Genomic DNA, 24,319 nt, shown 5'->3' with positions numbered 1-24,319 from the left:
ACTACCGCGCGGTTGTTTATAAACTGCCCAAATGACACTAAATGGGAAATCTCCAGTGAAGTTCGTAAAGTATTTATTCATCCTTGCAGTATGTTGCATTCTGCTGGGAGCAGGCTCGATCTACGGTCTGTACAAATATATTGAGCCACAGCTACCTGACGTTGCGACGCTCAGAGATGTGCGGCTACAGATTCCAATGCAGGTGTACAGCGCCGATGGCGAATTGATCGCGCAGTACGGCGAAAAGCGCCGTATCCCGTTATCCCTCAGTCAGATGCCACCGGAACTGGTGAAGGCATTTATCGCGACAGAAGACAGCCGTTTTTATGAGCACCACGGTGTCGATCCGGTCGGGATTTTCCGCGCCGCCAGCGTGGCGTTGTTTTCCGGCCATGCGTCACAGGGGGCGAGTACCATCACGCAGCAGTTGGCGCGTAACTTCTTCCTGAGCCCGGAACGCACGCTGATGCGTAAAATTAAAGAAGTGTTCCTGGCCATCCGTATTGAGCAACTGTTGAATAAAGATGAGATCCTTGAGCTCTATCTCAATAAGATCTACCTCGGTTACCGCGCCTATGGCGTGGGCGCAGCGGCACAGGTCTATTTCGGTAAATCTGTCGATCAGCTGACGTTGAGTGAAATGGCGGTGATAGCCGGTTTGCCTAAAGCACCGTCGACGTTTAACCCGCTCTATTCGCTTGATCGTGCAACAGCCCGCCGCAACGTGGTGCTGGCGCGTATGCAGAGCGAAGGCTATATCACCCAGGAAGAGTACGATCAGGCGCGCGGCGAGGCCATTGATGCCAATTACCACGCGCCGGAAATCGCCTTCTCCGCGCCCTACCTTTCCGAAATGGTACGCCAGGACCTGGTGGCGCAGTACGGCGATAAAGCCTACGAAGATGGCTATCGCGTTTACACCACCATCACCCGTAAAGTGCAGCAGGGTGCGCAGGATGCAGTGCGCAATAACGTGATGGATTACGATATGCGCCACGGCTATCGCGGCCCCTCCAATGTATTGTGGAAAGTGGGTGAAGCAGCATGGAACAGCAAAAAAATCACCGACTCGCTGAAAACGCTGCCGACATACGGACCACTTTTTCCGGCTGTTGTCACCAGCGCGAATCCGCAAGAAGCCACCGCGATGCTGGCAGATGGCACCTCCGTGTCGCTGCATATGGAAGGTGTGCGCTGGGCGCGCCCGTACCGTTCAGATACCCAGCAGGGTGCAACCCCGCGTAAAGTGACCGATGCGGTACAGGCCGGTCAGCAGATTTGGGTGCGTCAGGTAGATAACGCCTGGTGGCTGGCGCAGGTGCCGGATGTGAACTCGGCGCTGGTTTCCCTTAACCCGCATAACGGCGCAGTGCTGGCGTTAGTGGGGGGATTTGACTTTAACCAAAGCAAATTCAACCGTGCGACCCAGGCACTGCGTCAGGTAGGGTCGAACATCAAACCGTTCCTTTACACGGCAGCGATGGATAAAGGCCTGACGCTGGCAAGCATCCTCAATGACGTCCCGATTTCCCGTTGGGATGCCGGCGCAGGTTCCGACTGGCGTCCCAAAAACTCACCTGACGAATATGCCGGACCAATCCGTTTGCGTCAGGGTTTGGGGCAATCGAAAAACGTGGTGATGGTTCGTGCCATGCGCGCAATGGGCGTCGATTATGCAGCAGAGTACCTGCAGCGATTCGGTTTCCCTGCGCAAAATATTGTGCATACAGAATCACTGGCGCTCGGTTCGGCTTCGTTCACGCCGATGCAGGTTGCCAGAGGATATTCCGTGATGGCCAACGGCGGCTTCCTGATTGATCCTTATTACATTGCCAAAATCGAAAACGATCAGGGTAATGTGCTGTTTGAAGCGCACCCGAAAGTGGCCTGCGCAAATTGCGATATCCCGGTGATTTACGGTGAAACGCCGAAGTCAAACGTGCTGGAAAATAAGGACATGGAAAATGTAGCTATCTCGCAGGAGCAGCAGAATACTTCCGTGCCCATGCCGCAATTGGAACAGGCGAATCAGGCTCTGGTGCAGAGAAGCGGCGGCGAAGAGTATGCGCCGCATGTGATCAGCACTCCGCTGTCGTTTTTGATTAAGAGCGCATTGAACAGCAACATCTTCGGCGAACCCGGCTGGCAGGGTACCGGCTGGCGAGCGGGTCGCGATCTCAAACGTACTGACATCGGCGGAAAGACCGGCACCACCAACAGCTCAAAAGATGCCTGGTTCTCCGGTTACGGTCCTGGTGTGGTTACCTCTGTGTGGATCGGTTTTGACGATCATCGTCGCGATCTGGGGCGTACCACCGCTTCCGGGGCGATCAAAGATCAAATTTCCGGCTATGAAGGCGGTGCGAAAAGCGCCCAGCCAGCCTGGGATGCCTATATGAAAACGGTACTGGATGGCGTTGCGGAAGATCCGTTAACGCCACCGCCTGGCATTGTGACGGTGAACATTGATCGCAGTACCGGGCAGTTGTCGAACGGGGGCAGTAGCCGTCAGGAATATTTCATTGAAGGTACGCAGCCCACGCAGCAAGCTGTACATGAAGTGGGCACGACAATCATCGATAACGGCGAGACCCACGAACTGTTCTGATCCCTCACCACTTCCCTGAGGAGTGGTGTAAAAATGGCAACAAAAAAGGGCGCAAAAGCGCCCTTTTTAATTTGCTTAGGTCGTTACAGCCGCCCCTGCCCCTTTAGCCATTCACGGACCAGAAACAGTGCGCTGACGTTACGCGCTTCATTGAAATCGGGATCTTCCAGCAAATCCATTAAATGCTTCAGCGGCCAGCGAACCTGAGGCAGCGGCTCTGGCTCGTCGCCGGGCAAGGATTCCGGATAGAGATCTTCAGCAACGATGATATTCATCTTACTGGAGAAATAAGAGGGCGCCATGCTGAGTTTTTTCAGAAAAGTAAGCTCATTTGCACCAAATCCTACTTCTTCTTTTAGTTCCCGGTTCGCCGCTTCGTATATACTCTCACCAGGATCGATAAGACCTTTGGAAAATCCCAACTCGTAGGACTCGGTTCCCACTGCATATTCGCGGATCAGAATGAGATGGTCGTCGACAATAGGCACAATCATCACGGCTTCGTGTGTGGATGGACGCATGCGTTCGTAGACACGGCGCACACCGTTGCTAAATTCCAGATCCACACTTTCAACGTTAAACAGTCGTGAAGAAGCGACCGTTTCAACATTAAGAATAGTGGGTTTTTGCAATGAATCGCTCATTATTATCGGTCTTTGCAGAGAAACTTGCGTTATTGTGCGACACTACACACGGTTTGGGCAATGTCATTCGCCGCTAATTTACATTTTTGTAACCTATCAGAAATCAATCCCCAAATAAACCCAAAAGTCAATAGCTTGAAATAAAACTAAGAATTTGCTGATATTCCCGTTAGGGTGGTTTTGCTATTCTTGTGTGTGATGGTATGCGCTTAAAATTACTCAAGTTAATTTCCTGCTTGCAGCGGCGAACCACGACACATTATTTACGGGAAGGGTGCAACTGACTACACCTGTTAGGAAAAGTAAGATGGGGAAAGCATGAGCACCATTTTGATTTTTTTCGCTGCTATGCTGGCCTGCGCATTCCTCGCTGGATGGATTTTCAGGTTCAGGTCGCAACGTCGCTACAGGCTGCCTTATTTGCAGGCCTTCGCTGGCGCGACGACCCGTAAACTGTTGCCAGAAGAGCGCGAAACTGTCGAAAACTATCTGGAGTCGCTCTCCCGTACACAAAATATCCCAGGCCCAACCGGTGCAACAACCGCCCCGGTTTCCATCAAATTAAATGCCCAGAGCAATACGGTTCTGTTTGTGGCGCACTCCATTACGCGCTATGGCATTACTACCGACGCCCCCAATAAGTGGCGCTACTATCTTGATTCTGTCGAAGTGCATCTGCCGCCTTTTTGGGAGCAGTACATTACCGATGAGAACAACGTCGAACTGATCCGTACCGACTCACTGCCGCTGGTGATCTCACTGAATGGTCATACCCTCAGTGAATATATGAATGAAGAGCGCAGTGGCGAACTGGAGCGGGTTTCTGCGGCGCACTCTGCCATCCGTGGTGAAGAAACGGAGCAGATCGAACTGCTGAATATTCGCCGGGAAACACAGGAAGAGTTCGCCTTAAGCCGACCTGACGGCATGCGTGAAGCCCTGCTGGTATCCACCGCTTTCTTACTGTTCTTCTTCTGCCTGGTGGCTCCCGAAGTTTTCGTTCCATGGCTGGCGGGCGGCGCTGTTATGTTGCTTGCCGCTGGGTTATGGGGCCTGTATGCGCCGCCAGCCAAAAACACCCTGCGAGAAATTCACTGTCTGCGCGGTACGCCAAAACGTTGGGGTTTGTTCGGTGAAAATAATCAGGAGCAGATGAACAATATCTCTCTGGGCATTATCGATCTGATTTATCCACGCCACTGGCAGCCTTTTGTCACGCAGGATCTGGGGCAACAAACGGATATCGATATTTATCTCGATCGCCACGTTGTGCGCCAGGGGCGCTTTTTATCCCTGCACGATGAGGTGAAAAACTTCCCGTTGCAACACTGGGTACGCAGCGCGGTCATCTCCACCGGCTCGCTCGTGGTACTGGCGATGCTGCTGATTTGGGTGCCGCTGGATATGCCAATAAAATTCACCGTTTCGTGGATCAAAGGCGCACAAACCATTGAGGCCAGTAGCGTCAACCAACTCGAAGCTGCGGGGTTGCGCATAGGCGACACGTTGCGCCTCAGCGGCACCGGGATGTGCAACATTCATACTCAGAATAACTGGGCTTCGCGTCAGACATCACCGTTTACGCCATTCGACTGTTCGCAGATTATCTGGAATAACGCACCACCACTGCCCTTGCCGGAGTCCGCGACGGTGACCAAAGCCACGGCGCTTGCCCAGGCGGTTAGCCGCCAGTTACACCCTACTGCAGAAGATGATTCCCGCGTTAGCCCTGTGTTGCGTTCCGCCATTCAGAAATCTGGCATGGTCTTGTTGGATGACTTTGCCGACATCGTCCTGAAAACCCAGGATTTGTGCTCAGCTGAAGACGAATGTTTACGGCTGAAAAATGCGCTGGTTAACCTGGGTAACAGCAAAGACTGGGACACGCTGACCAAACGGGCAAGCGAAGGGAAACTCACCGGTGTGAACGTTCTGCTGCGCCCGGTAAGCGCGGAGTCGCTGGATAATTTGGTCACGACCTCCACCGCGCCCTTTATCATGCGTGAAACAACCCGCGCGGCGCAGGCGCTGAACAGCCCTGCTCCAGGAGGTTTCCTGATTGTCAGCGAAGAGGGCAACGAGCTTGTCGACCAGCCATGGCCACCGATCGCCCTGTATGACTATCCTGCGCAGGAACAGTGGAATGAATTCCAACGGCTGGCACAAATGCTGATGCAAACACCATTCAGCGCAGAAGGGATCATCACCAACATTTATACAGATGCCAACGGCACCAAGCACATCAGTCTGCACCGGATGCCGGACACTACGGGCCTGTGGCGCTATGCAGGCACCACACTGTTGCTGCTGACCATGATCATCAGTACCGTCTACAACGGTGTCCTTGCGCTGCGTCGTTACCAGCGTAATCGCACGCGCCTCGAAGAGATTCAGCAGTACTATCAAAGCTGCCTGAATCCACAACTGCTCCCCACGCAGGAAAGCCTCAGCTGATAACGACCCGCTGAACGAGCTGTGTTAACCTGTCGCGCAGGTTTTCATCTGGCTGGAGTTTTCCAATGCATCTTGATATCGCATGGCAGAATATCGATACCGTTCTGCTGGACATGGATGGCACGCTACTCGATCTCGCTTTCGACAATTTTTTCTGGCAAAAACTGGTGCCAGAAACCTTCGGTGCGAAACAAGGCTTAACCCCGGATGAAGCGCAGAACGTCCTCCGCCAGGAGTATCACGCCGTGCAGCATACGCTAAACTGGTATTGTCTGGATTACTGGAGCGAGCGACTCGGTCTCGATATCTGCGCGATGACCACCCAGCATGGGCCACAGGCCGTGCTACGTGAAGACACCGTGCCGTTTCTGGATGCGTTGAAAAAATGCGGAAAACGCCGCATTTTGCTGACCAATGCGCACCCGCATAACCTGGCCGTCAAACTTGAACACACCGGACTCGCGTCGCACCTTGATTTATTGCTTTCCACCCACACATTTGGTTATCCGAAAGAGGATCAGCGTTTGTGGCAAGCAGTTACGCAAGAAACTGGCTTAACCCCCGAACGAACGCTGTTTATTGACGACAGCGAACCTATTCTGGACGCAGCGACCAAATTTGGCATTGGTTACTGCCTTGGCGTCACGAACCCGGATTCCGGTCTGGCGGAAAAAAGTTATTTACGCCATCCGGGAATGAACGATTACCGTCGACTGATCCCTTCTCTTCTTAAGGAGGCTTAATGAAACAACAGCCTGCGCAAGATGTCCGACTGGATAAATGGCTGTGGGCAGCGCGTTTTTATAAAACCCGCGCCATTGCCCGCGAGATGATTGAAGGCGGCAAAGTGCATTACAACGGACAGCGCAGCAAGCCGAGTAAAATCGTTGAGCTGAATGCCACCTTAACGCTGCGTCAGGGAAACGATGAACGCACGGTCATCATTAAGGGCATCACTGAACAGCGCCGTCCGGCCGATGAAGCGGTAGCACTTTACGAAGAGACAGCGGAAAGCATCGAGAAGCGCGAGAAAATGACGCTTGCCCGCAAGCTCAATGCCCTGACCATGCCGCACCCCGATCGTCGCCCGGATAAGAAAGAACGTCGCGATCTGATGAAATTTAAATACGGTGATAGCGAGTAACGCTCACCCGCAAGAGAGATAATTATGGCCCATCAAGACCAATTACACCGCTATCTGTTTGAAAACTATGCCGTACGCGGCGAGCTGGTGACCGTATCCGAAACCTGGAAACAGGTGCTGGAAAACCACAACTATCCGTTACCGGTGAAAACCATCCTTGGGGAACTGCTGGTCGCAACCAGCTTACTCACCGCCACGCTGAAGTTTGCCGGTGATATCACCGTTCAACTGCAAGGGGATGGCCCGATGAGTCTGGCGGTGATCAATGGCAATAACCGCCAGCAGATGCGCGGTGTTGCCCGCGTGCAGGGCGATGTGCCGGAAAATGCCGATCTGAAAACGCTGGTCGGTAATGGCTATCTGGTGATTACGATTACGCCAGAAGAAGGCGAACGTTATCAGGGCGTTGTGGGTCTGGAAGGCGATACGCTGGCGGCCTGCCTGGAAGATTATTTCCTGCGCTCAGAACAGTTGCCGACGCGCCTGTTTATTCGTACCGGCGATGTCGATGGCCAGCCCGCTGCCGGCGGTATGCTGCTACAGGTACTGCCTGCCCAGGACACCCAGGCTGCAGATTTCGAACATCTGAGCGTGCTGACGGAAACCATCAAAGCAGAAGAGCTTTTCACGCTGAACGCCGAAGACGTGCTGTGGCGTTTGTACCATGAAGAAGAGGTCACGCTCTACGATCCGCAGGATGTGGAATTTAAATGCACCTGCTCTCGCGAGCGTTGCGCTGGCGCGCTGAAAACCCTGCCGGATGAAGAAGTCGATAGCATTCTTGCCGAAGAGGGTGAAATCGATATGCACTGCGACTACTGCGGTAATCATTATCTGTTTAACGCGATGGATATTGCTGAAATCCGCAATAATGCCTCTCCAGCCGATCCTCAGGTTCACTGACAGACTATTTCGCGCCGCCTTCGGGCGGCGTTTTTGCAAATCTTGTCACGTTTCCGCTACAATCCCGCCTGAAACTCTTACGTAACTTTCTTTCATGAAAGCGATTACAGTCACAAAGTGACGGTTTAAAATGTTGCGTTATGGTGTTTTAAGAACATTTTCCCGATCATTATGATGTAATTTGCCATAATCCGTTCCGTTGCGTGACGGGTGTCACAGCGTTTTCCGTTAGTTTGGGTTTGTCGAGATACGTAAATCTATGAGCGTCGTCCCGGTTAACAAATGAAGAACAACCCTACAATTTCAGGCAGTACATCTTGGCTAAGGAGTAGTGATATGCGTGTTAAGAGCTTAACCCCGCAAGATCTCAAGGCTTATGGTATCAACGATGTTCAGGATCTCGTCTACAACCCCGATTACGATACGCTGTATCAGGAAGAGCTCCGCCCAGACCTGGAGGGATATGAGCGTGGTGTGTTGACGAATTCTGGTGCTGTCGCCGTCGACACCGGTATTTTTACCGGCCGTTCGCCGAAAGATAAATACATTGTCCGTGACGACACTACCCGCGACACCGTGTGGTGGTCTGATAAAGGCAAAGGTAAAAACGACAACAAACCGCTCTCCCCTGAAATCTGGCAGCACCTGAAAGGTCTGGTCACGCAACAACTCTCCGGAAAGCGCCTGTTTATTATTGATGCCTTTTGCGGCGCCAACCCGGACACCCGTCTTGCCGTGCGCTTCATTACTGAAGTGGCCTGGCAGGCGCATTTCGTCAAAAACATGTTTATTCGCCCGACGGAAGAGGAACTGGCAAGCTTTACGCCGGATTTTATTGTGATGAACGGTGCGAAGTGCACCAACCCTCAGTGGCAGGAGCAAGGGCTGAACTCCGAGAACTTTGTGGCCTTTAACCTCACCGAACGCATCCAGTTAATTGGCGGTACCTGGTACGGCGGCGAGATGAAAAAAGGCATGTTCTCAATCATGAATTATCTGCTGCCGTTGCAAGGCATTGCGTCGATGCACTGCTCCGCAAACGTCGGCGAGAAAGGCGATGTCGCGGTGTTCTTTGGCCTTTCCGGTACCGGCAAAACCACCCTCTCCACCGATCCCAAGCGTCGTCTGATTGGCGATGATGAGCACGGTTGGGATGACGATGGCGTGTTTAACTTCGAAGGGGGTTGCTACGCCAAAACGATCCGTCTCTCTGAAGAAGCGGAACCGGATATCTTCCACGCCATCCGTCGGGATGCGCTGCTGGAAAACGTCAGCGTCCGCGCCGATGGCAGCATCGATTATGATGATGCCTCGAAAACGGAAAACACCCGCGTGTCGTATCCGATTTACCATATTCAGAATATCGTTAAACCGGTATCAAAAGCGGGTCACGCTACCAAGGTGATCTTCCTGACGGCGGATGCTTTTGGCGTACTGCCGCCGGTGTCACGCCTCACAGCAAGCCAGACGCAGTACCACTTCCTTTCCGGCTTTACCGCTAAACTGGCGGGTACTGAGCGCGGGGTAACAGAACCGACGCCGACCTTCTCCGCCTGTTTTGGTGCGGCGTTCCTGTCGCTGCACCCAACGCAGTACGCAGAAGTTCTGGTGAAACGCATGCAGGCATCCGGCGCGCAGGCTTATCTGGTCAATACCGGCTGGAATGGTACCGGCAAGCGTATTTCTATCAAAGATACCCGCGCCATCATCGACGCGATTCTGGATGGCTCGCTGGACGACGCCGAAACCTTCACCCTGCCGATGTTTAACCTGGCCATCCCCACAACGCTGCCCGGCGTGGATAGCCGGATTCTCGATCCACGCAACACCTACGCCTCGCCGGAACAATGGCAGGAGAAGGCCACGCAACTGGCCACGCTGTTTGTGGAAAACTTCGAGAAATACACGGATACCCCTGCTGGCGCCGCGCTGGTCAGCGCCGGGCCGAAACTGTAATCCGGCAACGCAAGAGAAACAAAACCCGCCAACTGGCGGGTTTTTTATTCAGGCGTCTTTCGTTGGCCCGCTCACGCGAGCAACAGGAACAGGTAGCCAGGCGCGAATAGATAACCCACCGCGCTCGCTGGTGCCCAGTTCCAGCAAACCGTTATGGTTATCGACAATACGCTGCACAATCGCCAGGCCAAGACCGGTGCCGCTGGTGCTACGGGCGCTATCGCCACGGACAAACGGCTGGAACAGATGCTTACGTTGCTCCGGCTTAATGCCCGGGCCGTCATCCTCCACCTGGAACCAGGCACGATTCAATTCGGTGCCGCTGCTGACTTTAATCCAGCCTTTGCCATAGCGTGCCGCATTCACCACCATGTTGGCGACTGCACGCTTAATCGAAAGCGGATGCATACGCACGAAGATCTCGCTGGCGTTTAATGCCGTCTCAATTTCCCGCTCATAGCCGCTTTCGGCTGCCACCACTTCGCCAAGCACCGCATTCAGTTCCGCCATTTCCATCGGCATCTCCTGACCGGTACGCAGATAATCAATAAACTGCTCGATAATGGCGTTGCACTCTTCAATGTCTTTATTAATCGACTCGGCAAGATAGCCATCTTCTTCCGCCATCATTTCCGTCGCCAGGCGGATACGCGTCAGTGGCGTGCGCAAATCATGGCTCACCCCGGCCATTAACAACGTGCGGTCATCCGCCAGTTGTTTCACCCCAGCGGCCATCTGGTTAAAGGCGCGAGTCACCGAACGCACTTCCGATGCGCCATATTCCCGCAACGGCGCCGGAATCTGCCCTTTCCCCACTTTGAGCGCGGCATGTTCCAGGTCAACAAGCGGTCGGTTCTGAATGCGGATAAACAGCCAGGCGCCGCCTATCGCCAGCAGCATAATCGCCAGCGTGTAACGGAACAGCGGAGAGAAGTCGCCCTGGTGAATTTCGGTCAACGGCACACGCACCCAGATATTGGGCGACAGCCAGGTCTTTAGCCACACGACTGGCGAACTTTTGTTCACCTCGACGCGCACCTCAGTCGGCCCGCCAAGCTGCTGCGCCATCTGCTGACTTAAGAACTCATAATGCTGAGCCCAACGCAGACCTGCGTCTTCCGCGGCCTCGTTGGAGTAGAGCGAAATCCCTAATTCCCGGTAGATTTCGCGACGAAACGCCGGTGGCACCACCAGTTGCGTACCATCCTCCAGTTGCAGTTTATCGGTCATCAACATACGTACTTCGTAGGCGAGAACCTTATTAAACTGCTGGAGGCTGGGCAAAATGGCGAAGTTCAGCACCACCAGGTAAGTTGTCACCAGGCTGACGAACAGCAAGGTGACAATGAGCAACAACGTGCGGGCAAATGAACTGCGCGGTGAGAAGCGCACTCGCTTCATGCTTTAGAGCCATCCGGCACAAATACGTAGCCCAGACCCCACACGGTCTGAATATAACGTGGATGAGCAGGATCCTCTTCCACCATGCGGCGCAGACGGGAAATCTGCACATCAATAGAACGTTCCATCGCCGAATATTCACGACCGCGCGCGAGGTTCATCAGCTTATCGCGCGATAGCGGCTCACGCGGGTGACTGACCAGCGCTTTCAGCACCGCAAACTCACCGCTGGTCAGCGGCATCGGTTCATCTTCGCGGAACATTTCACGGGTACCGAGGTTCAGTTTGAATTTACCAAAGGCAATGACCGCTTCTTCCTGAGAGGGTGCGCCCGGCAGTTCATTCGCCTGGCGGCGCAGTACCGCGCGAATACGCGCCAGCAGTTCACGCGGGTTAAACGGTTTGGGAATGTAGTCGTCAGCGCCAATTTCCAGACCAACGATACGGTCCACCTCTTCCCCTTTCGCCGTCACCATAATGATCGGCATCGGGTTGCTCTGGCTGCGCAGACGGCGGCAGATAGAGAGGCCATCTTCGCCGGGCAGCATCAGATCCAGCACCATCAGATGGAAAGATTCACGGGTTAACAAACGATCCATTTGTTCAGCGTTAGCGACGCTACGAACCTGGAAGCCTTGCTCGGTAAGATAACGCTCAAGTAATGCGCGCAGACGCATGTCGTCATCCACTACCAGAATCTTATAATTCTCTTGCATTGTTTATACTCCCAAAGGTTCCGACAATTATGAATCCGTATTCTAAAAAAGTGCGCGTTCACGACCAGCTAAATCTGGTATACATTCTAGTCGAAATTGTTACAAAGCATATTTAACAGCAAGTTATATGCATATTTCATCACAGAAAGCATGATTAATCCGCACCTTAGACATAACGATTTGTAAAGCATGTGCGAGACAGAGAAAAGGCAATTGCATGAAAACGCCCCTGATCACCCGTGAAGGTTACGACAAACTGAAGCAGGAACTCGATTTTCTCTGGCGTGAGGAGCGCCCGGAAGTCACCAAAAAAGTGACCTGGGCCGCGAGCCTGGGCGACCGCAGCGAAAACGCCGACTACCAGTACAATAAAAAACGCCTGCGTGAGATAGACCGCCGGGTACGTTATCTCACCAAATGTCTGGAAAACCTGAAAATTGTTGATTATTCACCACAGCAGGAAGGCAAAGTGTTCTTTGGCGCCTGGGTGGAAATTGAAAACGATGAGGGCGCAACCCTGCGTTTTCGCATCGTGGGTTATGACGAGATCTTTGGTCGTAAAGATTACATCTCAATCGACTCGCCGATGGCGCGCGCCTTGTTGAAGAAAGAAGCGGGAGATGTCGCCGTGGTGCAGACACCGGGCGGCGAAGCGACCTGGTACGTTAACGAAATTGAGTATGTGAAATAACCCATCCGGAACAGTCCGAGAGCAACCCATAGCGGCTGGCAATTTTCAGCGCCAGTCCGTATAACTACACGCTGTTTTTATGCAGAAGATGATAAAAAAATGATGAATGATTCGCTCTGCCGCATTATTGCGGGTGAACTTCAGGCCCGGGCCGAACAGGTGGAATCCGCCGTTCGCCTGCTTGATGAAGGGAACACAGTGCCGTTTATCGCGCGCTATCGTAAAGAGGTCACCGGCGGTCTGGACGACACGCAACTGCGTCAGCTCGAAACCCGTCTTGTCTACCTGCGCGAACTGGAAGAACGCCGTCAGGCGATCCTCAAATCCATTGGCGAGCAGGGCAAACTCAGCGACGAACTGGCCAAAGCCATTAACGGTACGCTGAGCAAAACCGAACTCGAAGATCTCTACCTGCCATACAAACCTAAACGCCGCACCCGCGGGCAGATTGCCATTGAAGCCGGTCTGGAGCCGCTGGCCGATGCGTTATGGACCGATCCTTCACAGGATCCGGACACCTTAGCCGCGACCTTTGTCGACGCCGGGAAAGGCGTCGCAGACAGCAAAGCCGCGCTGGATGGTGCACGTTATATCCTGATGGAACGCTTCGCCGAAGATGCCGCGCTGCTGGCAAAAGTGCGCGACTATCTGTGGAAAAACGCTCATCTGGTATCAACTGTCGTCAGTGGCAAAGAGGAAGAAGGCGCGAAATTCCGCGACTACTTCGATCATCATGAACCGATTGCCACCACCCCGTCTCACCGCGCACTGGCCATGTTCCGTGGGCGCAACGAAGGCGTGCTTCAGCTCTCGCTGAATGCCGACCCGCAATTTGACGAGCCGCCAAAAGAGAGCCACTGCGAGCAGATCATTATCGATCATCTCGGCCTGCGTCTTAACAATGCCCCGGCAGATAGCTGGCGCAAAGGCGTGGTGAGCTGGACCTGGCGCATCAAAGTGTTAATGCATCTGGAAACCGAGCTGATGGGCACGGTGCGTGAACGCGCAGAAGATGAAGCGATTAACGTTTTTGCCCGCAACCTGCACGATCTGTTGATGGCCGCACCGGCAGGACTGCGCGCCACCATGGGACTCGATCCGGGTCTGCGTACCGGCGTAAAAGTCGCGGTCGTGGATAGCACCGGCAAACTGGTGGCGACCGACACCATTTATCCGCATACCGGCCAGGCTGCGAAAGCGGCGGTTGCCGTGGCGACACTGTGTGAGAAGCATAACGTTGAGCTGGTCGCCATCGGTAACGGCACCGCGTCCCGCGAAACAGAACGTTTCTATCTCGATGTGCAAAAACAGTTCCCGAAAGTCACTGCGCAAAAAGTGATCGTCAGTGAAGCAGGCGCATCGGTCTACTCCGCATCTGAGCTTGCAGCGCTGGAGTTCCCGGATCTCGACGTTTCCCTGCGCGGTGCAGTCTCTATTGCCCGCCGTTTACAGGATCCCCTGGCTGAGCTGGTGAAAATTGATCCCAAATCCATCGGCGTCGGCCAATATCAGCACGATGTCAGCCAGACGCAGTTAGCACGTAAGCTGGATGCGGTCGTCGAAGACTGCGTGAACGCCGTCGGCGTTGACCTGAATACCGCCTCTGTTCCGCTGCTAACACGCGTGGCGGGCCTGACCCGCATGATGGCGCAGAATATCGTCACCTGGCGTGATGAAAATGGTCAGTTCCAGAATCGCCAGCAGTTACTCAAAGTTAGCCGTCTTGGGCCGAAAGCCTTTGAGCAGTGTGCAGGTTTCCTGCGTATCAACCACGGCGACAACCCGCTCGATGCCTCAACGGTCCACCCGGAAACGTACCCGGTGGTGGAGCGTATTCTGGCGGCAACCGCGCAATCCCTGCGCGATTTGATGGGCAACAGCAGCGAACTGCGCAAACTGAATGCCGCTGAATTTACCGATGAGCGCTTCGGTGTCCCAACGGTGACGGACATTATCAAAGAGCTGGAGAAACCGGGTCGCGACCCGCGTCCGGAGTTCAAAACTGCGACCTTTGCTGAAGGCGTTGAAACCCTCAACGACCTGCTGCCCGGCATGGTGCTGGAAGGTGCAGTCACCAACGTCACTAACTTCGGTGCGTTCGTTGACATCGGCGTGCATCAGGATGGCCTGGTCCATATCTCTTCGCTAGCGGACAAGTTCGTTGAAGATCCACATACGGTGGTCAAAGCAGGCGATATCGTCAAAGTGAAGGTGCTTGAAGTGGATCTCCCGCGCAAACGCATCGCGCTGACCATGCGTCTGGATGAACAACCCGGCGACAGCACCACCCGTCGCGGTAATGGCAACAGCAACGGGGGCAACCGCGATGCAGGCCGTAACAATGCGCGCCCGGCGAAAGCCCCGCGCGGCCGCGATGCACAACTCAGCGGCAACAGCGCAATGATGGATGCATTAGCGGCAGCAATGGGTAAGAAACGCTAAACGTCAACGATAGCCCTTCCGGAACAAGAGAAGGGCTATTTTTCCTCAAACTATTCGAAAATATAAGTATTGATCCGCACCGTTATTCGACGAAATAAAACTAACGCATTATTTTACATGCTAATTAGCGTTCAAAAATATTAATCAACCCTATCTATAATTAGCTCGCTTAATGCCCTGTATCCGCGCCTTATTTACGTTATCCACTTTTCATTCTTAATAAACGCTTAAGTCTGAAAAATGCCATTAACGATCTTTTTGTGTTTCTCTTTATCCAATGCAGCACGAAATGGATAACACAACAAAATGTTGAGCTACGTCAAAACAGGTCCAAATTAATATATTCGACTGCCTGCCAGCGCATTTTTATGATTGATGATAAAAACTATTCTCATTATCATTGTGTCATGTTGAGTATTTCTCTTTTTTCATTGGCCCTTTACCGGATGCCATGCGCCCGCACGACGCATGATAAATATTGGTTCACAGCGTACATAAGTAGGTTCTATGCAATTCTCTCCTGACAGCGCGTGGAAAATTACCGGCTTTTCACAAGAAATTAGCCCGGCATGGCGGCAAAAACTCCTCTCTTTAGGCATGTTGCCCGGTTCTTCTTTTAATGTGGTACGTGTGGCACCGTTAGGCGATCCCATTCATATCGAAACCCGACGCGTTAATTTGGTGTTACGAAAAAAAGATCTCGCCTTCCTTGAGCTGGAAGCAGTTTCACGTTAATGGTTCAGCCGTTACAGAGAGTTACGTAAAATGAAAAAAATAACCATTGGCTTAATTGGTAATCCTAATTCAGGCAAGACGACATTATTCAATCAGTTAACCGGTGCGCGCCAGCGTGTAGGTAACTGGGCTGGCGTTACCGTTGAACGCAAAGAGGGTTCATTCACCACCACAGATAAACAGGTTACGCTGGTCGACCTTCCTGGTACTTACTCCCTGACCACCATTTCTGCGCAAACCTCACTGGATGAACAGATTGCCTGCCACTACATTCTGAGCGGCGACGCAGACTTGCTGATTAACGTGGTAGATGCTTCCAACCTGGAGCGCAACCTCTACCTGACCTTACAACTACTGGAACTCGGCATTCCCTGCATTATCGCGCTGAATATGCTGGATATCGCCGAAAAGCAGAAAGTACGCATTGATGTCGATGCCCTTGCCGCGCGCCTTGGTTGCCCGGTAATCCCACTGGTTTCCACACGGGGCCGCGGCATAGAAGCCCTTAAGCTGGCGATCGACCGTCATCAGGCTAACGACAGCGTTGAACTGGTGCATTACGCTCAACCACTCGCACGAGAAGCTGACGCGCTGGCGCATTTGATGGGTGACGAGACGCCGTGGCAGCAACGCCGTTGGATGGGGCTGCAAATGCTGGAGGGCGATATCTACAGCCGCGCCAATTCAGGCATCAGCGCCCAGCACCTGGATACCAGCCTGTCTCGTTTGCAGGCCGAAATGGATGACCCGGCACTGCATATTGCCGATGCACGTTACCAATCCATCGCCGCCATTTGCGACGCGGTAAGCAACACGCTGACTGCCGAGCCCAGCCAGTTCACGGCCGCGGTCGACCGCGTGATCCTGAACCGCTTTTTGGGCCTGCCTGTCTTCCTGTTCGTGATGTACCTGATGTTCCTGTTCGCCATTAACATCGGTGGCGCGTTCGCACCTATTTTTGATGCCGGTTCAGTGGCAGTTTTCGTGCATGGCATTCAGTGGCTGGGTTATACGCTGCACTTCCCGGCATGGCTAACCGTGTTCCTTGCTCAGGGGCTGGGCGGTGGGGTGAATACCGTACTGCCGCTGGTTCCCCAGCTTGGCATGATGTACCTGTTTATGTCTTTCCTTGAAGATTCCGGGTATATGGCGCGCGCCGCCTTTGTGATGGATCGCCTGATGCAATCGCTGGGATTGCCGGGTAAATCCTTTGTGCCGTTGATTGTGGGCTTTGGCTGCAACGTGCCATCGGTGATGGGTGCGCGTACGCTCGATGCACCGCGTGAACGGTTGATCACCATGATGATGGCGCCGTTTATGTCCTGCGGTGCGCGTCTGGCGATCTTTGCCGTCTTTGCTGCGGCCTTCTTTGGTCAGCAAGGCGCGGTGACGGTCTTCTCACTGTATGTGCTTGGCATTGTAATGGCTATTCTGACCGGGCTGATGCTGAAGTTCACCCTGCTGCGCGGTGAAGCGACTCCGTTCGTTATGGAGCTGCCGGTTTATCATGTACCTCACCTGAAAAGCCTGTTGCTGCAAACCTGGCAACGTCTGAAAGGTTTTGTTATCCGTGCCGGTAAAGTGATTATCGTGGTCAGTATTTTCCTGAGCGCGATGAACAGCTTCTCGCTGGATGGCCGCACCGTCGACAAAATCGACGAGTCGGCGTTGGCTTCCATTAGCCGCGTCTTCACTCCCCTGTTAGAGCCGATTGGCGTGCATGGCGATCACTGGCAAGCGACGGTCGGGCTGTTCACCGGCGCGATGGCAAAAGAAGTGGTGGTGGGTACGCTGAATACGCTCTACACCGCCGAAAATATTCAGGAAGCGGCGTTTAATCCGGCGGAATTCAGCCTGACGGGCGAGTTAGCGGCAGCGCTGAGCGAAACCTGGAAAAGCCTGCAAGACACGTTCAGTCTGAGCGTGCTGGCCAACCCGATTGAAGCCAGCAAAGGCGAGGGTGAGATGGCCACTGGTACAATGGGCGTGATGAGTGAGAAATTCGGCAGTGCGGCAGCCGCTTACAGCTACCTGATTTTTGTGTTGCTTTACGTTCCCTGCATCACGGCAATGGGCGCTATCGCCCGTGAATCCAGCCGTGGCTGGATGGGGTTCTCGGTATTATGGGGACTGAACATCGCCTACTCGCTGTCGACCCTGTTCTACCAGACGGTGACGTTTAACCAGCACCCGGTTTACAGTTTGACCTGCATTCTGGCGGTACTCCTGTTCAACGTTGTGGTCATTGGCGCGCTGCGCCGTGCCAGAAGCCGGGTGAACGTCAACCTGCTGGCAACACGCAAAACCGTCGCCAGTTGCTGCGACAGCCCGGCGGGCGACTGCCACTAAGGAGCGACATGATGGCATCGTTAATTGACGTACGGGATTTACTGGCCTTGCGCGGGCGAATGGAAGCCAGCCAGCTCAGCGCGACACTGCACACGCCGCGAGCGCTGATCGATGCCATGCTCGCGCGCATGGAGGCCATGGGCAAAGCGGTTCGCATTCAGGAAGAGGCTACCGGGTGTTTGACCGGTAGCTGTAAACACTGCCCGGACGGGAAAGACGCCTGCTCACGCGAGTGGTGGGCGTTGCGATAATGGCACTCTCCTCCCCGATGGGAGGAGCTTAAAGCCGCGATTTAAGCGCCACCAGCGTGTCACAAAAAGCATCAGGATGTGAGATAAACGGCGCATGCGCGGCTTTCGGGAAGATCACTGATTCACTCTCCGGCCACATCTCATCCAGCAGCGGGACGATTTTGCGCGGCACCAGCCCATCAAGCCGGCCATACAAACGCAAAAACGGCATGGACAGCCCCGTTAACGCCTCACGCAAATCCACCGTTTTCAGGATCTCCAGTCCACCATTCAACACCTCTGCCGATGGCATATCCAGCGACAGCACCGCGCTTTTCAGCAATCGGGCATCCTGCTTTGCCGTTTCCGTTCCCAGTGTTTGTAGCGCCAGAAAACGTTCGACGGTGCGCTGGAAATCTTCACTGAGCTGGTGCTGAAACCCCGCCAGCACATCGGGCTTGATCCCGGCCCAGTCATCCTGCGCGCTAAAACAGGGCGACGAGGCTACCGTGACCAGTGCATTAACGCGTTCAGGAGCCAGTAACGCTGCCTGGCTTGCCACCAGCCCGCCGAGACTCCAGCCAAGCCATACTGCTTTTTCCGGTGCCTGAGACAATATGAGGTCCGTCATTTGCCGCAGTGTTAACGCAGTAAAACCACGGCTCCTGCCGTAGCCCGGCAAATCCACCAGATGCAGGGTAAAGTGCGTACTCAATTCCGGGGTGATGCAATCCCAGACCTGCGCATTCAGTCCCCATCCGTGCAGCAGCACAAGATGACAATCTCCTTCGCCTTTGGTTTGCCACCAGATGTCACTCATCAGTTATCGTTCTCTTTTTTCACACAGGGAGGTGCAATATGCTAACAGCGCCGGGGTTATGCTGGCTATGCCGGATGCCGCTCGCATGCAGCCACTGGGGAATCTGTTCGTTGTGCGCGCGTGTCATCCTCAGGCGTGGCAGCGTTTGCCCTTTGTGCGGTTTACCTGCCGCCCGCGACGATATTCACTGTGGGCGTTGCCTGCAAAAACCGCCACCCTGGCAGCGGCTTATCGCCGTCAGTGATTATGCACCACCGCTCAGTACGCTACTGCATCAGTTTAAGTTTGCACCGCGTCCGGAAGCAGCTAATGCGCTGTCCCGGCTGCTGTTATTAGCCGTACGTACCGCGCACCCGACCCGGAATCCGGCAAAACCCGATATGATCCTCAGCGTGCCACTGCATACCCGTCGCCAGTGGCGCAGAGGCTTTAATCAAAGCGATCTGTTATGTCAGAAGCTGGCGCATTGGTTACAATGCAGCGCTCCACGCGCCGCGCTGCGCCGCCTGCGGGCAACGCCGGTTCAGCATCATCTCAGCGCTCGTTTGCGCAAACAGAACCTGAAAAACGCCTTCCGACTTGAATTGCCGGTCGCTGGTCTCCATATCGTTGTGGTGGATGATGTCGTCACGACCGGCAGTACTGTTGCAGAAATCACCCGCCTGCTTTTACGCAGCGGCGCAGCGACTGTTCAGGTATGGTGCCTGTGTCGAACCTTGTAGACCCTCGATGATGGGCGTATTATAACCAAGTAAAATAGTCAACTATTAGGCCATTGCTATGATCCGTATCTCCGACGCAGCCCAGGCGCATTTTGTTAAACTGCTGGCAAATCAGGAAGAAGGGACACAAATCCGCGTATTTGTGATTAACCCGGGTACGCCAAACGCCGAGTGTGGCGTCTCCTATTGCCCACCGGACGCGGTTGAAGCAAGCGACACCGCACTGAAATTTGAGCAGTTGATCGCCTACGTCGACGAACTGAGCGCGCCGTATCTGGAAGATGCGGAAATCGATTTTGTTACCGACCAGTTGGGTTCCCAGCTCACGCTGAAAGCGCCGAATGCAAAAATGCGTAAGGTCTCTGACGACGCCCCGCTGATGGAACGCGTGGAGTATCTGCTGCAGTCGCAAATTAATCCTCAACTCGCCGGCCACGGCGGCCGTGTATCGCTGATGGAAATCACCGATGAAGGCTACGCCATTTTGCAATTTGGCGGCGGCTGTAACGGTTGTTCTATGGTCGACGTCACGCTGAAAGAGGGGATCGAGAAGCAGCTGCTGACCGAATTCCCGGAACTGAAAGGCGTGCGTGATCTGACCGAGCACCAACGCGGCGAGCACTCCTACTACTAAGCCTTACTCCCGTTGTCGCATACAGGCCCGGTGGCGCTTCGCTTACCGGGTCTTGCGCCAGATGCCCGTCCCCCGCCATCTGGCGATGCCTCCCCGGTTAAGTCATATACCCCTCGCTGTTACCCGTATCCTTGTCATCACAGATCGCTTTTTCATTGTGGTTAGTTTACTCGCGTTAATATGACGGATGTCTCAGTTCTCACATTTAGATCCGCCTGGTGATTCTCTTCCCATAGATGTTACCCGTATCATTTCAGTCAGCACCCACAAGACAACAACATCCAGCTACAATTTTGAGTTATGGATGTAAGCCGTAACGGTGCGGCAGCCCGCTGTTTCGTACCCTGGAGCATTAAGGGACTGCCAAAAAAGAATGACGTTACCCATAACAAATTAAAGGCCAGGTAAATCATGCCATTAGTCATTGTCGCTATCGGTGTCGCCCTTTTATTGCTGTTAATGATCCGTTTTAAACTCAACGGGTTTATTGCCCTGATCCTGGTGGCGCTCGCCGTCGGGATGATGCAGGGCATGCCGTTGGACGCGGTGATCAAATCCATTAAAGCCGGTGTCGGTGGAACGCTGGGCAGTCTTGCGCTGATCATGGGCTTCGGCGCCATGCTGGGTAAACTGCTGGCGGATTGCGGCGGCGCGCAGCGCATTGCCACGACGCTCATCGAGAAATTCGGCCGTAAACACATTCAGTGGGCCGTGGTGTTAACCGGTTTTACCGTCGGTTTCGCCCTGTTCTATGAAGTGGGCTTTGTACTGTTGCTGCCACTGGTATTCACGATTGCCGCGTCTGCACGTATTCCTCTGCTCTATATCGGTGTGCCCATGGCCGCTGCGCTGTCCGTCACGCATGGTTTCCTGCCACCGCACCCAGGCCCGACCGCCATTGCCACCATTTTCCATGCGGACATGGGGAAAACCCTGCTTTACGGTACGCTGCTCGGTATCCCGACGGTGATCCTCGCAGGCCCGGTGTATGCGCGCTTCCTGAAAAGCATTGATAAGCCGATTCCTGAAGGTCTGTACAACACCAAAACCTTTACCGAAGAAGAGATGCCAGGCTTTGGCGTCAGCGTCTGGACCTCTCTGGTACCGGTGATCCTGATGGCGCTGCGCGCGGTAGCGGAGATGGTGCTGCCGAAAGGTCACGCTATCCTTCCGTATGCCGAGTTCTTTGGCGACCCGGTGATGGCAACGATGATCGCCGTCCTGATTGCGGTCTTCACCTTTGGCCTGAACCGTGGTCGTTCAATGGACGACATTAACGACACCCTGACCAGCTCTATCAAAATCATCGCCATGATGCTGCTGATCATCGGCGGCGGCGGCGCGTTCAAGCAGGTTCTGGTCGATAGCGGCGTGGATAAATACATTGCCGCCATGATGCACTCCACCAACCTCTCCCCGCTGTTTATGGCGTGGTCTATCGCTGCCGTCCTGCGTATTGCGCTCGGATCTGCAACCGTGGCGGCGATCACCGCAGGCGGTATTGCCGCGCCGCTGATTGCCACCACCGGGGTAAGCCCGGAATTGATGGTGATTGCCGTGGGCTCCGGTAGCGTGATCTTCTCCCATGTGAACGATCCGGGTTTCTGGTTGTTCAAAGAGTATTTCAACCTGACTATCGGTGAGACCATGCGTTCCTGGTCCGCACTGGAAACCATTATCTCCGTGTGCGGCCTGGTAGGATGCTTGCTGCTGGGAATGGTGGTCTGATAAAACGCAGGTCCCTCCTGACAAGATGAAAATGCCCGGTCTGACCGGGCATTTTTATTAGCGTTTACCTGCTGCTTTGCGGCGACGATCGAGATCCTTAATCAGGCGGTTAACCTTCTCATCGGCAAACATCTTCTCCAGCGTAACCGCCAGCTTACGCCGCCAGTTCTTATACTGATAACTGGTGCCCGGAATGTTTACCGGCCCTGGCATATCGAGCCAGTCTTCCGGCTGTAATCCCAGTAACGCGCTGTTGCTATCCGCGATAAAACGCTGCATCCCACGATTAAGGATCGCCGTCATCGGCATGCGTGAGGCATTATGCCCGGCACGTTTTGGCAGGCACCCGGACTGATGCAACGCGTCCAGTAACCCCTGTTTTGCCCGTTCGCGATCCTGATACAGTCCACGCAATATCACTTCATCCGGGTAGAGCCCAAGGGTTTTACCGAGGGTTAAATCGCCGCTCTCCCAGTATCCCCGTAACGTCGGCAGATCATGCGTGGTGGCGACCGCCATCGACTGTGGCGGATAGGCCTGCGGCGTACGGAAGGTCTTTTCATGATCGCTTTCAAAATAGAGCACCTTGTACGAGTAAACGCCGCAACTGCGCAGCTTACCGACAATCTCCACCGGCACCGTACCCAGATCCTCACCAATCACCATGCACTGATGACGCTGACTTTCCAGCGCCAGAATAGCGAGCAGATCATCGACCGGATACTGCACATACGCCCCGTGGTCAGCGGTTTCACCGTAAGGGATCCACCATAAGCGCAGCATCGACATCACATGATCAATACGCAGCGCGCCACAGCTTTTCATATTGGCGCGTAGCAGATCGATAAACGGCGCATAACCACGAGCCTGCATAACATGCGGATCCATCGGCGGCAGCCCCCAGTTTTGCCCCAGCGGCCCCAGAATATCCGGTGGCGCGCCAACGGAGGCTTTCAGGCAATACAACTCGCGATCGCACCAGGTTTCCGCACCGCCTTCCGCCACGCCTACCGCCAAATCACGGTACAGGCCAATCGGCATACCGTTGTTCTGACTTGTCGCCCAGCATTCGGCAAACTGCGTATACGCCAGCCACTGAAGCCAGAGATAGAAATCCACCTCGTCGGCATGTTGCTGACAAAATGCTTTCACCTGCGGGCTTCGGATAGACTGATACCCTTCCGGCCATACGGGCCAGCCCCAGCGCAATTCATCCTCCTGCACCTGCCAGGCATGTAGCGCATCAAATGCCGCCTGCCAATACAGGCTTTCCCCCTCCTGCTGCACAAAATCCCGGAAGGCTAACGCTTGTTCGTCATCTGCGGCGCGCTGACGAAAGTGCTTCCATGCCATACGCAGCGCCGCCAGTTTCAACGCGGTCACCGTGGCGTAATCCACCCATTCGGCATCCCGCGCAGCACCTAGCGTTTGCTGCGTCGTGGGCAACGTCCACCATGCCTGCGCCTCTTCACTGTCGCGAAAGTCCGTCAGGGCATTAACATCGATATAGATAATATTCAGCCAGCGCCGGGATGACGGACTGTACGGACTGGCGCTCTCCGGGTTCGCCGGATAGAGCGCATGAATAGGGTTTAAACCTATAAACGCACCGCCGCGCTTTGCCACCTCGCCCAGCATCGCCTTCAGATCGCCAAAGTCGCCAATGCCCCAGTTACCCTGCGAACGCAGGGTGTAAAGCTGAACGCAAGCGCCCCACAGCTTTTTCCCCTCCAGCAATGCCTGCGGTTCGTAACAGCGTGCCGGAGCGATAATTAACCGGCACGGCCATTGCTGGCCTTCCTGCTCCAGCACCAGAGAGTGATAGCCGAGCGCCAGCCCGCCTGGCAACGCCAAGTTCGCACCGCCTCGCACCTCGCCTGTATGCTGTTTGCCCGCTTCCGTGGTCAGATGCCAGCGGAAATCGCCTTTGCCCTGCACCGGCAGTACCTTCTTTTTGCCGCGGATAAAAACCTGCACCGGTGGCACAGGTGAAACTGTGCCTGTCGCAGGAGCCGGATGCATGGCCTCCAGCAACCGCCGTTTGGTGAGCGCAGTAATGGACTGCGGTTTGCCGTGCGCATTGATGTAGTCAGGGCTGATCCCCGCCGCCAGCGCGGCATGCTCCAGACGTTTGCTTTCCAT

Annotated in this window: 19 protein-coding genes; 14 read left to right on the top strand and 5 right to left on the bottom strand. The window is 54.4% G+C overall.

The annotated features are described in order from the left end of the window. Window positions 1-55 precede the first annotated feature (55 nt). On the top strand, window positions 56-2,608 hold the full coding sequence (gene mrcA / locus ABGA49_RS08590) for a peptidoglycan glycosyltransferase/peptidoglycan DD-transpeptidase MrcA (protein WP_167352678.1): 2,553 nt from the start codon (window positions 56-58) through the stop codon (window positions 2,606-2,608). 83 nt (window positions 2,609-2,691) lie between these two features. Here mrcA and nudE read toward each other — a convergent pair whose 3' ends face one another. Then, on the bottom strand, window positions 2,692-3,252 hold the full coding sequence (gene nudE / locus ABGA49_RS08585) for an ADP compounds hydrolase NudE (RefSeq protein WP_061492870.1): 561 nt from the start codon (window positions 3,250-3,252) through the stop codon (window positions 2,692-2,694). Between the two features lie 318 nt (window positions 3,253-3,570). Here nudE and ABGA49_RS08580 point away from each other — a divergent pair, with 318 nt between their 5' ends. The 5 genes from ABGA49_RS08580 to pckA all read left to right on the top strand — a co-directional run bounded on the left by ABGA49_RS08580 (window position 3,571) and on the right by pckA (window position 9,709). Beyond that, window positions 3,571-5,706 carry an intracellular growth attenuator family protein gene (locus ABGA49_RS08580; protein ID WP_061492869.1) on the top strand — a complete coding sequence of 712 codons (2,136 nt, stop codon included), beginning with the start codon at window positions 3,571-3,573 and terminating at the stop codon, window positions 5,704-5,706. A gap of 65 nt (window positions 5,707-5,771) precedes the next feature. After that, a complete protein-coding gene (gene yrfG, locus ABGA49_RS08575) occupies window positions 5,772-6,449 on the top strand; it encodes a GMP/IMP nucleotidase (protein WP_088238371.1) in 678 nt (225 codons plus the stop codon). Continuing rightward, window positions 6,449-6,850, top strand: coding sequence for a ribosome-associated heat shock protein Hsp15 (gene hslR, locus ABGA49_RS08570; RefSeq protein ID WP_061492867.1), 402 nt, complete (start codon window positions 6,449-6,451; stop codon window positions 6,848-6,850). The genes yrfG and hslR overlap by 1 nt, the downstream gene beginning before the upstream one ends. 24 nt (window positions 6,851-6,874) lie before the next feature. Then, window positions 6,875-7,753 (top strand): Hsp33 family molecular chaperone HslO, encoded by an 879-nt coding sequence (gene hslO, locus ABGA49_RS08565; RefSeq protein ID WP_088238370.1) that lies wholly within the window; start codon window positions 6,875-6,877, stop codon window positions 7,751-7,753. Window positions 7,754-8,089: 336 nt separating this feature from the next. Next, window positions 8,090-9,709 carry a phosphoenolpyruvate carboxykinase (ATP) gene (gene pckA / locus ABGA49_RS08560; protein WP_061492865.1) on the top strand — a complete coding sequence of 540 codons (1,620 nt, stop codon included), beginning with the start codon at window positions 8,090-8,092 and terminating at the stop codon, window positions 9,707-9,709. A gap of 48 nt (window positions 9,710-9,757) precedes the next feature. On the opposite strand, the gene envZ is transcribed toward pckA, so the two are convergent. Then, entirely contained in the window at window positions 9,758-11,110 is a 1,353-nt protein-coding gene (gene envZ / locus ABGA49_RS08555) for a two-component system sensor histidine kinase EnvZ (protein ID WP_061492864.1), read from the bottom strand. After that, window positions 11,107-11,826 (bottom strand): two-component system response regulator OmpR, encoded by a 720-nt coding sequence (gene ompR, locus ABGA49_RS08550; protein WP_001157751.1) that lies wholly within the window; start codon window positions 11,824-11,826, stop codon window positions 11,107-11,109. The genes envZ and ompR overlap by 4 nt, the downstream gene beginning before the upstream one ends. A gap of 217 nt (window positions 11,827-12,043) precedes the next feature. Between ompR and greB the strand changes: the two genes are divergently transcribed. From greB to feoC, 5 genes are all read left to right on the top strand, one after another. Next, window positions 12,044-12,517: a transcription elongation factor GreB gene (gene greB / locus ABGA49_RS08545; RefSeq protein ID WP_061492863.1), complete on the top strand. Its 474-nt coding sequence runs from the start codon at window positions 12,044-12,046 to the stop codon at window positions 12,515-12,517. Window positions 12,518-12,616: 99 nt separating this feature from the next. Next, window positions 12,617-14,959, top strand: a complete 2,343-nt coding sequence (locus ABGA49_RS08540) for a Tex family protein (protein ID WP_347665429.1) — start codon at window positions 12,617-12,619, stop codon at window positions 14,957-14,959. Window positions 14,960-15,466: 507 nt separating this feature from the next. Next, window positions 15,467-15,694: a ferrous iron transporter A gene (feoA, locus tag ABGA49_RS08535; RefSeq protein ID WP_017459530.1), complete on the top strand. Its 228-nt coding sequence runs from the start codon at window positions 15,467-15,469 to the stop codon at window positions 15,692-15,694. Between the two features lie 30 nt (window positions 15,695-15,724). After that, entirely contained in the window at window positions 15,725-18,043 is a 2,319-nt protein-coding gene (feoB, locus tag ABGA49_RS08530) for a Fe(2+) transporter permease subunit FeoB (RefSeq protein WP_061492861.1), read from the top strand. Window positions 18,044-18,054: 11 nt separating this feature from the next. Further along, window positions 18,055-18,294 carry a [Fe-S]-dependent transcriptional repressor FeoC gene (gene feoC / locus ABGA49_RS08525; RefSeq protein ID WP_061492860.1) on the top strand — a complete coding sequence of 80 codons (240 nt, stop codon included), beginning with the start codon at window positions 18,055-18,057 and terminating at the stop codon, window positions 18,292-18,294. 28 nt (window positions 18,295-18,322) lie between these two features. Here the strand turns inward: feoC and bioH are convergent, their stop codons facing one another. Continuing rightward, window positions 18,323-19,093: a pimeloyl-ACP methyl ester esterase BioH gene (gene bioH / locus ABGA49_RS08520; protein ID WP_061492859.1), complete on the bottom strand. Its 771-nt coding sequence runs from the start codon at window positions 19,091-19,093 to the stop codon at window positions 18,323-18,325. 38 nt (window positions 19,094-19,131) lie between these two features. Between bioH and gntX the strand changes: the two genes are divergently transcribed. From gntX to gntT, 3 genes are all read left to right on the top strand, one after another. Continuing rightward, window positions 19,132-19,815: a DNA utilization protein GntX gene (gene gntX / locus ABGA49_RS08515; protein WP_061492858.1), complete on the top strand. Its 684-nt coding sequence runs from the start codon at window positions 19,132-19,134 to the stop codon at window positions 19,813-19,815. A 58-nt stretch (window positions 19,816-19,873) separates the two neighbouring features. Continuing rightward, window positions 19,874-20,449: a Fe-S biogenesis protein NfuA gene (nfuA, locus tag ABGA49_RS08510; RefSeq protein WP_061492857.1), complete on the top strand. Its 576-nt coding sequence runs from the start codon at window positions 19,874-19,876 to the stop codon at window positions 20,447-20,449. Window positions 20,450-20,860: 411 nt separating this feature from the next. After that, window positions 20,861-22,177, top strand: coding sequence for a gluconate transporter (gene gntT, locus ABGA49_RS08505; protein WP_061492856.1), 1,317 nt, complete (start codon window positions 20,861-20,863; stop codon window positions 22,175-22,177). Between the two features lie 57 nt (window positions 22,178-22,234). On the opposite strand, the gene malQ is transcribed toward gntT, so the two are convergent. Then, window positions 22,235-24,319 carry a 4-alpha-glucanotransferase gene (gene malQ, locus ABGA49_RS08500; RefSeq protein ID WP_347665428.1) on the bottom strand — a complete coding sequence of 695 codons (2,085 nt, stop codon included), beginning with the start codon at window positions 24,317-24,319 and terminating at the stop codon, window positions 22,235-22,237.

Origin of the sequence: Kosakonia sp. WA-90, assembly GCF_039871955.1 — a bacterium.
GTDB classification, from domain to species: domain Bacteria; phylum Pseudomonadota; class Gammaproteobacteria; order Enterobacterales; family Enterobacteriaceae; genus Kosakonia; species Kosakonia oryzendophytica.
The sequence above is the reverse complement of the archived record's forward strand: the minus strand, read 5'-3'. Positions and strand labels throughout refer to the sequence as shown.